Origin of the sequence: Methylocapsa sp. D3K7 (genome assembly GCF_029855125.1) — a bacterium.
Taxonomy (GTDB): Bacteria; Pseudomonadota; Alphaproteobacteria; order Rhizobiales; family Beijerinckiaceae; genus Methylocapsa.
This window is the reverse complement of the sequence record NZ_CP123229.1, coordinates 594,881-607,495: the sequence shown is the minus strand read 5'-3', so window position 1 is coordinate 607,495 and position 12,615 is coordinate 594,881. Positions and strand designations below refer to the sequence as shown.

At 59.6% G+C, this 12,615-nt stretch carries 12 protein-coding genes; 2 read left to right on the top strand and 10 right to left on the bottom strand.

The annotated features are described in order from the left end of the window. The first annotated feature begins 12 nt into the window (after positions 1-12). The gene (locus QEV83_RS02740; RefSeq protein WP_280129756.1) at positions 13-657 is read left to right on the top strand and encodes a glutathione S-transferase family protein; all 645 of its coding nucleotides are present in this window, start codon (positions 13-15) and stop codon (positions 655-657) included. A gap of 67 nt (positions 658-724) precedes the next feature. Here the strand turns inward: QEV83_RS02740 and QEV83_RS02735 are convergent, their stop codons facing one another. Next, positions 725-1,723 carry a helix-turn-helix domain-containing protein gene (locus QEV83_RS02735; protein WP_280129755.1) on the bottom strand — a complete coding sequence of 333 codons (999 nt, stop codon included), beginning with the start codon at positions 1,721-1,723 and terminating at the stop codon, positions 725-727. Positions 1,724-1,900: 177 nt separating this feature from the next. Between QEV83_RS02735 and QEV83_RS02730 the strand changes: the two genes are divergently transcribed. After that, positions 1,901-2,356, top strand: coding sequence for a hypothetical protein (locus QEV83_RS02730; protein WP_280129754.1), 456 nt, complete (start codon positions 1,901-1,903; stop codon positions 2,354-2,356). 210 nt (positions 2,357-2,566) lie between these two features. Here QEV83_RS02730 and QEV83_RS02725 read toward each other — a convergent pair whose 3' ends face one another. From QEV83_RS02725 to recA, 9 genes are all read right to left on the bottom strand, one after another. Then, the gene (locus QEV83_RS02725; RefSeq protein ID WP_280129753.1) at positions 2,567-3,631 is read right to left on the bottom strand and encodes a TIGR01620 family protein; all 1,065 of its coding nucleotides are present in this window, start codon (positions 3,629-3,631) and stop codon (positions 2,567-2,569) included. A gap of 25 nt (positions 3,632-3,656) precedes the next feature. Beyond that, positions 3,657-5,159, bottom strand: a complete 1,503-nt coding sequence (locus tag QEV83_RS02720) for a YcjX family protein (RefSeq protein WP_280129752.1) — start codon at positions 5,157-5,159, stop codon at positions 3,657-3,659. A gap of 199 nt (positions 5,160-5,358) precedes the next feature. Continuing rightward, on the bottom strand, positions 5,359-6,189 hold the full coding sequence (locus tag QEV83_RS02715) for a hypothetical protein (protein ID WP_280129751.1): 831 nt from the start codon (positions 6,187-6,189) through the stop codon (positions 5,359-5,361). 335 nt (positions 6,190-6,524) lie between these two features. Beyond that, positions 6,525-6,776 carry a hypothetical protein gene (locus QEV83_RS02710; protein ID WP_280129750.1) on the bottom strand — a complete coding sequence of 84 codons (252 nt, stop codon included), beginning with the start codon at positions 6,774-6,776 and terminating at the stop codon, positions 6,525-6,527. A gap of 105 nt (positions 6,777-6,881) precedes the next feature. Beyond that, on the bottom strand, positions 6,882-7,403 hold the full coding sequence (locus QEV83_RS02705; protein WP_280129749.1) for a histidine phosphatase family protein: 522 nt from the start codon (positions 7,401-7,403) through the stop codon (positions 6,882-6,884). Positions 7,404-7,470: 67 nt separating this feature from the next. Continuing rightward, on the bottom strand, positions 7,471-7,926 hold the full coding sequence (locus QEV83_RS02700) for a phasin family protein (protein WP_280129748.1): 456 nt from the start codon (positions 7,924-7,926) through the stop codon (positions 7,471-7,473). A gap of 109 nt (positions 7,927-8,035) precedes the next feature. Further along, complete coding sequence (locus QEV83_RS02695; RefSeq protein WP_280129747.1) at positions 8,036-8,461, bottom strand: universal stress protein; 426 nt, start codon at positions 8,459-8,461, stop codon at positions 8,036-8,038. Positions 8,462-8,536: 75 nt separating this feature from the next. After that, the gene (gene alaS, locus QEV83_RS02690) at positions 8,537-11,227 is read right to left on the bottom strand and encodes an alanine--tRNA ligase (protein WP_280129746.1); all 2,691 of its coding nucleotides are present in this window, start codon (positions 11,225-11,227) and stop codon (positions 8,537-8,539) included. A gap of 231 nt (positions 11,228-11,458) precedes the next feature. Further along, on the bottom strand, positions 11,459-12,544 hold the full coding sequence (recA, locus tag QEV83_RS02685; protein WP_280129745.1) for a recombinase RecA: 1,086 nt from the start codon (positions 12,542-12,544) through the stop codon (positions 11,459-11,461). Positions 12,545-12,615: the final 71 nt, after the last annotated feature.

Genomic DNA, 12,615 nt, shown 5'->3' with positions numbered 1-12,615 from the left:
GGGAGTCTCACGATGAGCATCACGATAACCGCCTTTGAACGGTCACCCGATGGCGGCAAGGGACTGGCGCGTGATACGCGCGTTCGCTGGGCGCTGGAGGAAGTGGGCCAGCCTTACGAGGTTCGTCTTGTTTCGTTCAAAGCGATGAAGGAACCCGCGCATCTGGCGCTTCATCCTTTCGGCCAGATTCCGACCTATGAGGACGGCGATCTCGGCTTGTTCGAGACGGGGGCGATCGTGTTCCATATCGCGGAGCGCCATGCGGGCCTGTTGCCAGAGGATGCGAATGCGCGGGCGCGGGCGATCACATGGATGTTCGCTGCGCTCAGCACGGTAGAGCCGCCGATCCTTGAACTCGTAACCGCCAGGCTCCTTGAGGGCGACAAGTCCTGGTCCGCGCAACGCATGCCTCTCGTCGAGGATCGCGTCCGTAACCGGCTGGGCCAACTTTCCCATTGCCTTGGCGATGCCAGCTGGCTCGATGGCGCGTTCAGCGCGGGCGACCTGATGATGGTGTCGGTGCTGCTCAGGTTGAAGGCGTCGGGTATGCTGGACGAATATCCGAACCTCTCCGCCTATGTGGCCCGCGGCGAAGCGCGGCCCGCCTACAAGCGTGCCTTCGCAGCGCAATTGGCGGTGAACAAGCCACTTGGCTGATTAAGGTCCGGCTCGAAGTCGTCATCCGAGTTTTTCATTCCGTTTATGGGTCAGGAGCGGATCTGGGCTAACGCCGCTGCTGGCGGAACTCCCGTGGCGCGCAGCCAAAGTGTTGTTTGAAAGCGCGGCTGAAATGCGAGGCGTCTCCAAACCCCCATCGAAATGCGATGTCGGCAATGGGGTCGCTTTCATGGTGAGGTTCGCGCATGTCCTTGGCGCAATGTTCAAGCCTGCGCTTCCAGACGTAGCGCATCAGAGAGGTTCCTTCCTCGCCAAAGAGACCATTGATGTAACGTGCCGACAGGCCCGCGCGGCGTGCGATTGTTGCGGAATCGAGATCAACATCTTGCAGGCATCGTTCAATCAAGGTTTTGATGCGGTACAATGACGTCGAGCGGCTTCTCGAGAGCGTGAAGTCCGCAGGCCGCACCGAGGCCGCTGCCAAAGTCAGCAGATCGAGCGTCTGGTCCGCGAGTGTCGCAATATCGGATGCTGTGAGAGTGTCGGCCTGCAGGCTCGACGCGCGCAGGAACTCCGAGGTCACCGCACCGATTCCTGCGGCGCCAGAAATTTTGAGCGCGGTGCAGTGTTCGACGCCTGCCATCCGCGCCCGCAAAAGAGGCCTTGGGATCGAGAGAAGGATCTTTCCAAAATCTTTGGGACACTGGATATGGTGCGGCCGCGTCGCGTCATAAAGAGTCATGTCGCCGGGTCGGAGCACGGCTTCTTTCCCATCCTGCTCCAGCGCATAATCCCCCGAGAGCAGGACAACCGCGAAATAGACATCCTGATTGGCGAGCTGCGGCGCACGGGGGAGGCGTTCGAGAACGGTGCCGTTGCATGTGACGACGGAGAGCCGGAGAGTGTCCCAGGGGTAAATCGTCAAGTCTTGTGACAAGGTTTGCTGCGATGGCGTGGCGACTTCGACATTCGCGTATTCGCGGCAAATGAGGTCACGCAGCCAGCCAACGCGCTCCGACGCCGGAATTTTGCGGGTTGAGAGCCTCTGAGTCTCCCGGGAGCCATGGTCCGGTCCATTCACGGGAGAAGATGGGTAAAAGTCCATCGAGCCGCCTCACCCCAAATCGCGCCGCCGCTTTTTCTCAAGGGCCATCCACGGCGACAGGCCAGTTCGAAACAGCCGTTGCAGTCAAATTCTGTTCCGTACCAGACATGGGATCATCCTTCATCTCGCGATAGAAGAAAAGGGAGCTCTCATCACGTTTGAACAAGGAAGCAGCCAATGAACAAAGACTTTGGTCCAGCTGGAAATATCATTCTGCTTAGAGGTGCCTGCCTTTGGCTGTTGGCCGCCCTGGTCTTGGCTTGGTGCCTCGTTGGGTTGGATTTTGGTGTTCCGTTTGTGAAACATCTTTTTCCAGGAAAATTTACCCGCGTGCTTCAGGCGCATCTCGACTTTCTGTTGATGACCGCCTTGATCCTTGGCTTCTATGCGACGAAGACCCCCCTGCCTTGGCATGTCCGCTGGGCGATGGTGGTTGGCGCATTAACCAATTCAAGCCTGTTTCTTCTGCAAGGCATGTTTCCGCTTCTGGACAGTCCGGAACCGCCAGGCGGCTTCTTCCCTACAGTCTTCCTGTTGTACCTGATCACAAGCTTGACCCTCACCAGTTATGGATTTGGCAAGGCGGCTGTCCTTGTGTTGCGGTCAACATTTGGGACGAAAGCAATCGGCTGAATTTCTCAGAGGCGCGCTCTCGGCGCTTTCGCCGAAACGCGTTGAACGTACCAATGTTCAGCGTCACTCGACATATTCACGAGCGCAAGAGGTGTGAGGCCATAAGTCCTTTTGACGCGCCAATCGTACCAAAACGTTTCACGTGAAACGTTTTTGTAAGGTCGGAGCGGAAAATCTTACAAAACTGATGTCTCAAACATTCGTTGCGGCTCACTCTTTCTTCTCGCTCCTGAACAAAAACGGCGCGACATCGCCGACGCCGGGTGGCCGCTTGGTTGCGAAGGGCAGGGGGCGGCAGACGGCCATCGCGGAGAGACCAACGCGCGCTGTGAGAAGACCGTTCAAAACGCCTTCGCCGAGACGGGCCGACAATTTGGCGGCGATCCCGTGGCCGACGAATTGCTGGATGAGACTGTCGCCCGCCGCCATGCCGCCGGTGATCGCGATATGCGAGGCGATTGAGCGCAGCAGTTTGAGAAAGCCAAGCAGGCCCGGCCGGCCGCCATAGATCGTCGCGATGCGCCGGATGAGCCTAATGGCTTGCGCCGCCACGAAGACGACATCGATGATCGCGCGCGGCGCCAGCGCGGTCACCACAGAGACGCGCTTGGCGGCGGCGGCGATCTCATGCCGCGCCAGCATGTCGAGCGGCTCGACGAGGGTGCGCTCTGCGATGTCGATCAGATCGCTTCCATCGACGATGTCATGCGCGAGTTGGCGGAGTTGGCTGCGGGCGCGCGACGTCTCGGGCCGCGCATCGTAAAGCGAGGACAGCTGGCCGACCAGCCGCCGGGCTTCCTTGAAATCATCTTTTTCGCGGGCGCGGGCGAGTCCGATGTGAAGTTCGGCGATGTGGCGCTGGCGCAGGATGCCAGCAAATTCCTTGAGTGCCAGCACGACGAGCGCCGTCCCGGCAAGTCCGGCAAGCGCAAGACCGACGATGCCGAACAGCGGCGACCAATGGAAGAGATCATCGATGAGCCGCGTCAGCCAAAGACTGAAACCGAGCGAAACGAGGCCCGCCGTCGCCGACCAGAAGAGGCCGCCCCAGGACATCAGCGAGCGGGAAGCAACCCCCTTCTTTTGCGCGGCTTCCACCGCCGCTTCATCAGCGTCTGGTTTGGCTAGCAAGGCCTTGGCTTCCGCGTCATAAGGATCGGCCAAGGTTTCGATCACCAGCGGGCCAGGCGGCTGATCGGCGCTCGACTCCGTGTTGGGGCTGATCCGGAACGCGCGCGGGCGGGGTTTGGGTTCAAGCGCCACGAGTGACCTCACTCCATCTTCTGTTCAATGCCATGCGTCAGCCGAGCCGGTCGCCGAAGAGAAACTGCAAGGCGCGGTCGAGCCGTATATGGGGCGGCGGAAGCAGAGTGCCATTCGGGCTCCTCACTGGCACGGGAGGCCGGAAACGGACGAAACGGTAGTCGATTTCGGTTGGCGTCAAGCTGCGCGGCTCGTCGCGGAACACCGCTTCGGGATCGCGCGGCAGCTCGCCGGGATAAATCGCCGCTTCGGAGTTGCCATCGAATGTCTCGCCGCCGATATGCTCTCCCTCGAGAGGCCTGCCGATGACGGCTTCAAGCGCGGGCTCGTCGGGACCGCCAACCTTGGCCTCGCGCGTCGCGCGCACCGCAGCAAGTGCGATGACATCAACCTCGGCGCCGACCGTCTCGACCCGTGCGATGGCCTTGGCCGTCAGATGCCGCAAGATCGCTTCCAGCCTGTCATGGCTTGTGTGGTGCAGATGATCGGCCTTGGTCGCCACGAACAATATTTTATCGATCTTCGGCCGGAAGAGGGTGGACAGAATATTGCTGCGCCCCGCCCGGAACGCGGCCAGCACATCGGTCAAAGCGGTTTCGAGATCGCGCATCGCGGCGGGTCCGGCGTTCAACGCGGCAAGCGCATCGACGAGGACGATCTGGCGATCGAGCCTTGAAAAGTGATCGCGGAAGAAGGGTTTGACGACATGCGTCTTATAGGCCTCGTAGCGCCGTTCCATCATCGCGGCGAATGAGTCGGGGGGATAGGTTTCCCCTTCCTCGACGGCGAGAGGGGCGAAGGTCAGGGCGGGCGAGCCTTCAAGGTCGCCTGGCATCAGGAAACGGCCCGGCGGCAGGGAGGAAAAATGATATTCGTCGGCGCGGCACGCCCGCAAATAATTGGTGAACAGCTGCGCCTCGCGGCGGGCCTCCTCTTCACTGGCGCTGCCGCGCGGATCGACATTCGCGGTCGCCCTGCGCCATTGCGCCGCGAGCGGTGTCCTGGCCGCGCTGGCCGAGGCAATGAAGGTCTCCCGCGACCATTGCGCAAAGGATTTGCCGAGCAGCGGCAGATCAAGCAGCCATTCGCCGGGGTAATCGACAATGTCGATGGCCAGCGACTGGCGGCCAGGCCGCATGCCGGTCTTTTGATCGAAATGAAGTCGCAGGCGCAGTTCAGATATGCGGCGGGTCGATTGCGGCCAGTGGCGGGCACCCGCATTTCCCTTGGGACCCGCCAGCGCGGCAATGTGATCTTCATAGGCAAAGCGCGGTACGGCATCGTCTGGCTGCGGCTCGAGCGTGGCGCCGATCAGCCTTCCCTCGGCGTGAACGCGGAACACCGGCAAATTATTTCTCCGCCCGTACAAGGCCGGGCTGGCAGCTTTGGTGAGCTGTTCGATCAACGCGGTGATGAAAACCGTCTTGCCGGCGCGCGACAGACCGGTGACCCCGAGCCGGATATGCGGGCCGGTGGCCAAGGCGGCGAGGCTCTGCGCGGCGGCGCGGGCTTCGAAGAGGAGCTCGGAGACTATCGACAAAACAGGCGTGCTTTCCAGGACATTGTGACGAGAGCGCTTCCCTCCCGGATCGAATCATCTCGAAAAAGAATCGCTAGGAGCCCGAGAGTTGGAGCATGTTCTGAGTGAAAAAGTCGATCAACTTTTTCGGAACGTGGCATCGAGGCCAAATACGTCTCCAAGCACCGTTTGCGGGACGTGTCATTCCTTTTGGTTATATCTATGGAGAGGCGCCGGAGGCGGCGCGGGCTTCTCCTGGCCGGGGCAACTCTGCGGCCGCGTTCCTGGGTGCAAGCCGGTCGATCGCGGCAGCAATCAGCCCGGCTTGCGCTGCCCAAGGGCCGATCTCGACCTTCGCCATGTTCTGCAAGAGGCGAGGCAGATTGGCGCCGGCCGTGCCATCCGCCGAAAACAGGTTCAAATCGCCATTCGGGTCCGTGGTGATGCCGTCGATGGCGCGCGCGGCGTAGTTTTGGATCCGGGTGTTATCACCTGCGCAAGATATCCCGGGCACGGGGGCCTCGGGGGCAGCGAAATCGAGCGCCGCGATTTTCTTAAGCGGGATCGTCGCGCGCTTTGGCTCGCCCATGCCGACCGCGATTTCGGGCGCCCGCATCAACGCCAGCGGCCAGCTTGGCACGATGGAACGGCGCGGGGTCTTTGCCGAGCCAGTGCGCAAAAAACCTTGCCTGTGAGCGGCGAGCCAGCGGGCATGCAGGGTGTTTTGAATGCCACGCGGCGCCAGACCCGCAAGCATCGCGCTGCGCGCTTTGTGAGGTTTCCCAGCTTTGCCAAGCGCGGCGGTTCCCCCGGAGCATTGCGGCGGTGCCCAACGCGAGACTATGGCCAAGGCGGAGCGGCGGTTAAAATCGAGGTAATAACGGCGCAGGAGCATGGCCGCTGCGATCGCACCGTCGATTGCGGAGGCGAAGGCGACGTGTCCATCCGCGTCCGCCGCGATCTCGCCGGCCCAGCGCGCCCGCTTGATGCACCAATAGTTGTTCAGCATGACGCAGCGCGGAAACTCCGGCGCTCCCTTTTTGCTTGTCATGTCCTCCTTTGTCTTGGCGGAAAGATCCAGATTTTCGATGGCCTCCGCCGGCCAATTTGATACAGCGCGCCGCGCGGCATCAAACGCTGCTCTGGGAGACGGCGTTTCGCTTGAAGCGGAAGGGGATTGGGGTCCGGTGCCTTGGCTTGCTTCCGGTTGATTTACGTCGAGTGCATGCACGGGAATTGTGCATGTTGCGAGCAGAACGAGGCCAAAAATTAAACCTGCGGATTCGCGCGCATAATCGCGCCACATCGCAAAGTTTTTGGGTAACAAAGACGGCATTTGGAAATAGGCTGCCTTGTTTCGATGATGCGCGATCGAGCAGCGCCGGTCTATTTGTAGATCATCGTCAGCTCGTCGTTTTCCTTGCATATTATGTCGAGGATGGCAGGGCCGTTTGTCATCTTCCCCACGTCCTTATAGCGTTCAAGCACCTCCTTCACGCGGGCTTGGCGGGCAGGGTCGCCCGCCGGGTCGCGTTCATAGGCAGCCTTGACCGCATCGGCATACGCCTTCTGTTTCTGCGCGAGGTCCGAAGGGCTGCAAGCAACGCTCGCCCCGGCGGATGCCAGCAGAGAGGCCAACAGGAGACCCATCCTTCGTATCATCAATCATGATCCTTGTGACTGTTGAGGGAAATTGTGGGTTATTCGACTACAGATAAAAAAGCGGGAGCAATTGTTGAAGCCTTATCGCGCGAGGAGGTTGTCCGCTGGTTCGCAGGAAAAATTCATGAAGCGCTCCAGCTGTCCGCCGCCGCGAGCGGCCTCTCCCCAATCGCCGCGAGCGAAGCCGATCAAAGCAAGGCACGGTGCCGGGAAGTGGATAAGCGGAGTGCTTGCCTCGCCTCCGATAAGGAAACGAGCAAATTCCGCGAGGCCTGGATTGTGGCCAACCATCATCAGTGTTTTTACGGAAGCAGAGATTCCTTGCAGTATATCGCACAGGGTCTCAAGATCGCTGTCATACAGAAGCTCCTCGATTTTGCAGACCGGCTTTTGCAAAAACTTTCCCCCCACGGCATCGAGCGTTTCGCGCGCACGCAGGGCTGGTGAGGTCACCGCAAGCTCGGGAATAAGACAGGAAGCGGCGCAATAATTTCCCAATCGTATCGCGTCGGCCCGGCCTCGCTTCGTCAAAGGTCTTGCAAGATCGCCTTGCTTGGTACGGGCTTCGGCCTCTGCGTGGCGAATCAGGAGAAGCCGAAACATGCGCGGAGTCATCTCGATGGAATCGGAAAGCGGCTTCCAGCTTATAGGATTTGGTGCGGCAACGCTATCACGCGCTTTTCGCCCGCTCGAAAATGTCGGACGCTTTGCGGGTTGCCTCGGCCGCGCGAGCGATATTGTCCTTAGCGGTTTTGCTCGCGGTTTCCGTTGCCTTCACCGTGGTATCCATCGACCTAAGCCATGCGTCGCGATAAGTTTCGGTGATCTGGGTGGGGAAAGCTGTCATGAGTTCGCTGAATTTTCGGGCATGCTGCGTGGCATGCTCAAAAACTTCTCTCACAAAATTCGTCTGGATCGCGACGATCTCGTCAACGCCACGCGCCTTCCGCAACTTTTCCATGGTTTGTGTTGCATGATCGAAGGATTGTTTCGAAATTTCAAGCATCTCACCCGCGATGGCTTGAATGTTTTTCGATGTCATGGTGAGGGCACTCCTCGCGCCCTCGACGGTGTTTTCCGTATATTCGGCGCCTACGCCGATGGTTTTCTCGTTGTCCTGGGTCATTTTTCTCTCCCGCGGATGTTGGTGCGCTCAACACAGGAGGTTCGTTAACAGGAAAAACGCGCAAGAGTTCCGGCCGGTCGGAATATGGCGAACATGCGAAACCGAAGCGTCATGGGCGAATCACCAAGACCGAGCATTTGGCATGCCGGACGATCGTCTTGGCGTTCGAACCGATAAGATAGGTTGCCATCGACGGCCGATGCGATCCGATTACGATCAGATCAGCTCCCCACTCTTCAGCTTCGGCCAGGATCTCGACATAAATACCGCCAAACCGCACCGTCGCGGAACGATTGTCCTTTGGAAAATCGAGGCCGTCGCTGATCCGTTCAAGTTCTGCAAGAGCACGTTCTTCTTGCGTTTTATCAAACTCTGGCGGGATATATTCCATAAAACTCGAAGGCAGCGGCGTTTCGACCGTCACCAACCGTAACGCGCCTTTTGACTGCAGAGCCAATTCTATCGACGCGTCTAAGGCTGGCTTCGAGACCGACAATTCGGTCAAATCGATAGGGATGAGAATTTTTTTAAACATTGAATTTTGCCCCGGGCTTTGTGGTTACGAAATATCTTACCGCCGCCGGGCGGATATTGACCCGGCGGGCTGCCATCAAGCTGCGCTGGCAACTTCCCGCAGCGCATCGCCGATCGTGGCGAGCGCCTCTTGCGCGGCGTTCCCATGCGGTCCGCCAGCCTGTGCCATGTCAGGCCTCCCGCCGCCGCCCGTGCCGCCGAGCTTGACGGCCGCCGGGCGAACGAGCTGGACGGCGTCAAAGCGGCCTGTCAAATCCGGTGTCACGCCGACCACGATGCCAGCTTTCCCGCCGCCGTCGATGCCGACAATCGCAACGACCCCGGATCCGACGCTGAGCTTCGCCTCATCGGCGAGCGATTTAAGGTCCTTCATCGCAACTCCGGTGACGACGCGCGACAGAAATTTCACGCCGCCAATGTCTTGCGCGGCTTGCTGGCCATCTGACGTGGCGCCTCCGAGAGCAAGTTTGCGGCGTGCGTCGCTCAGTTCGCGTTCCAGCTTGCGGCTTTCCTCGATGAGGTCGAAGAGGCGCTTGTCCGCTTCCTCATCGGGAGCCCGCAACAGCGCGGCGACCTCGTGCAGCCGGTGCGCCCGCGCGTTAAGATAGCGGCGTGCTCCCGTACCGGTCATGGCTTCGATGCGGCGAACACCGGCCGCGACCGGGCTTTGCGAGACGATCGTGATGAGTCCAATGTCGCCGGTACGCGCCACATGGGTGCCACCGCAAAGCTCGGTTGAAAAGGCAGCTTCGGACATGTCTGGCAAACCATCTTCGCTAGTGTGGGCATGACCCATGGAGACAACGCGAACTTCGTCGCCGTATTTTTCGCCGAACAGGGCACGGGCGCCGGATTCGATGGCTTTGTCGACACCCATCAAGCGGGTCACCACCGGTGTATTGTCGAGCACGGCGGAATTGGCGATATCCTCGATATGCGTCAACTCATCCGAACCGATCGGCTTTTGATGCGTGAAGTCAAAGCGAAGCCGGTCAGGTGCGACGAGCGAGCCTTTTTGCGCGACATGTTCGCCAAGCACTTGGCGGAGCGCTTCGTGCAAAAGATGGGTTGCCGAATGATTGGCGCGCACCGATTTCCGCCGCGCATGATCGACGGCAAGTTCTAGCGCGAGCCCCACGCGCAGTTCTCCTTCTTCGACTCTTCCCTCATGAACAAAAAGACTGCCAAGTTTCTTCTGGGTGTTGCCGACAAGGAAGCGGATTCCGTTCGCATGCATGACGCCCGTGTCGCCAACTTGGCCGCCCGATTCGCCATAAAAGGGCGTTTGATTCAAGATGACCGACCCGGATTCGCCCGCGCGAAGCGCCGGCACTTCCTTGCCATCCCTGACGATGGCGGCGACGAGGCCTTCCGCCCGCTCCATGTCATAACCCAAAAACTCGGTGGCTCCGGTTTTTTCCTTGATCGCGAACCAGAGTGCTTCGGGCGCCAATTCGCCGGAGCCAGTCCAGGCCTTGCGCGCGTCGGCGCGCTGGCGTTGCATCGCGGCCTCAAATCCCTCCGTATCGACATGGAGCGCGCGGGCGCGCAAGGCGTCTTGAGTGAGATCGAGCGGAAAACCGTAGGTGTCGTAGAGTTTGAAGGCGATACTGCTAGGCAGAGTGCCGCCCTGCGGCAGATCGCGGCTTGCCTCATCCAGAATCGAAAGTCCGCGGGCGAGCGTGTCGCGAAAGCGGGTTTCTTCCAGCCTCAAAGTTTCGATGATCAGCGGCTCGGCACGCAAAAGCTCTGGGTAGGCCTGGCCCATTTCGCGTGACAGTGTTGGAACGAGCCGCCACATCAGCGGTTCCTTCGCGCCAAGCATTTGCGCATGGCGCATGGCGCGGCGCATGATCCGGCGCAGCACGTAACCGCGGCCTTCGTTGGAGGGCAAGACACCATCGGCGACGAGAAACGCGGCGGCGCGCAAATGATCGGCAATCACCCGGTGGCTCGCGCGGTGCGGACCATCCGGATCGACGCCGGTCAGTGATGCGACGACGAGGATGATGGCGCGCATCAAATCGATGTCATAATTCGACGTGACGCCTTGCAGAAGCGCGGCGATGCGTTCCAATCCCATGCCGGTATCGATCGAGGGCCGGGGCAGGTCGACGCGGTGATCCGGCGCGAGCTGCTCGAATTGCATGAAGACCAAATTCCAGAATTCCAGAAAGCGGTCGCCGTCGGCGTCGGCGCTGCCGGGCGGCCCCCCTTGCAGCCGGTCGCCTTGATCGTAGAAAATCTCGGAGCAGGGGCCGCAAGGACCGGTGTCGCCCATCGACCAAAAATTATCCGATGTTGCGATGCGGATGATCTTGGAGTCCGGCAATCCGGCAATTTTTTTCCATGACTCAAAGGCTTCCGTGTCGTCGTGATACACCGTGACCAGAAGCCGGTCTTTCGGCAAGCCGAATTCGCCAGTGATCAATTTCCAGGCGAGTTCAATGGCGAGCGGCTTGAAATAATCGCCAAAAGAAAAATTCCCCAGCATTTCGAAAAACGTGTGATGGCGCGCGGTATAGCCAACATTATCGAGATCATTGTGCTTGCCGCCCGCGCGCACGCATTTTTGGGCGGTCGCGGCACGCGTATAGCTCCGCTTTTCCAGGCCGGTGAAGACATTCTTGAACTGCACCATTCCGGCATTGGTGAACATCAGCGTCGGGTCGTTTTGCGGGACGAGCGGCGAGGAGGCGACGATCTCGTGGCCGTTTTTTTTGAAGAAATCGAGAAAGGCCGACCGTATCTCGCTGACGCCGTTCATTTCGTCATCTTCCCAGTTTCAAACCGCCCGGCCAGGATCGCGCCATCGCGCGGTCCTGACCCTTGTCCTGGGATTTCTCGCACACTCCGGTCCCAAAAGTCTGCAACTTTCTGAGTCTTGGTCCGGCCCGGCACCGGAATGTTTATGGCCAAGTCCTAGGGTCAAGTCTTAGGGTTGCAACGAACCTTGAAGGCAAACCTTGTGCTGCCAGAAGGACCGAGCAAGGCAAATTTAACTGCCCGTCTCGCCCGCCGCGCCGCCGAGGTCGGCTTCATCGAGAATCCTATCGGCGATGAGCCCCGAATTTTCCCGGATTTCCTGCTCGATGCGATCGGCAATCTGCGGATTGGCCTTAAGAAAATTCTTGGCGTTTTCCCGGCCTTGGCCAAGCCGCTGGCTGTCATAGGAGAACCAGGCTCCGGATTTCTCGACGACGCCGGCCCGCACCCCAAGATCGACCAGTTCGCCAACCTTGGATATGCCCTCGCCATACATAATATCGAATTCCACCTGCTTAAACGGCGGCGCCACCTTGTTCTTCACGACCTTGACGCGGGTTTGATTTCCAGTGACCTCGTCGCGATCCTTGATCGATCCGATCCGGCGGATGTCGAGCCGGACGGATGCATAGAATTTCAACGCATTGCCGCCGGTGGTGGTCTCGGGGCTGCCATACATGACACCGATCTTCATCCGGATTTGATTGATGAAAATGACCGTTGTTTGCGAGCGGGAAATTGAAGCGGTGAGCTTGCGTAGCGCCTGGCTCATGAGCCGCGCCTGCAGACCTGGCTGGCTATCACCCATTTCCCCTTCGATCTCAGCACGTGGCGTCAGCGCCGCGACGGAATCGATGACGAGGACATCGACGGCGCCAGAGCGCACCAAGGTGTCCGTGATTTCGAGCGCCTGTTCGCCAGTATCTGGCTGCGAGATTAAAAGATCCTCGAGATTGACCCCGAGTTTCCGCGCATAAATCGTATCGAGCGCATGCTCGGCATCGACAAAGGCGCAGACGCCGCCCTTTTTCTGCGCCTCGGCGATGACATGTAAGGTCAAGGTGGTCTTGCCGGATGATTCCGGCCCGTAGATCTCGACAACACGCCCCCGGGGAAGGCCGCCCACGCCCAAAGCGATGTCCAATCCGAGCGAGCCGGTCGGCACCGTATCGATCTCGACTGCTTTTTCGTTTTTTCCAAGCCGCATGATCGAGCCTTTTCCAAAAGCTCGTTCAATCTGCGACAGAGCGGCGTCAAGCGCCTTTGTCTTATCCACGGACGTCCCTTCCACGAGACGGAGGTTTGCTGGAGTTACCACGAGTCTTCCCCTTCTGGCATGAGCGGAGCCTTGGCGCAACGTTTGCTGCGATGACTGAAGTGTACATGCTT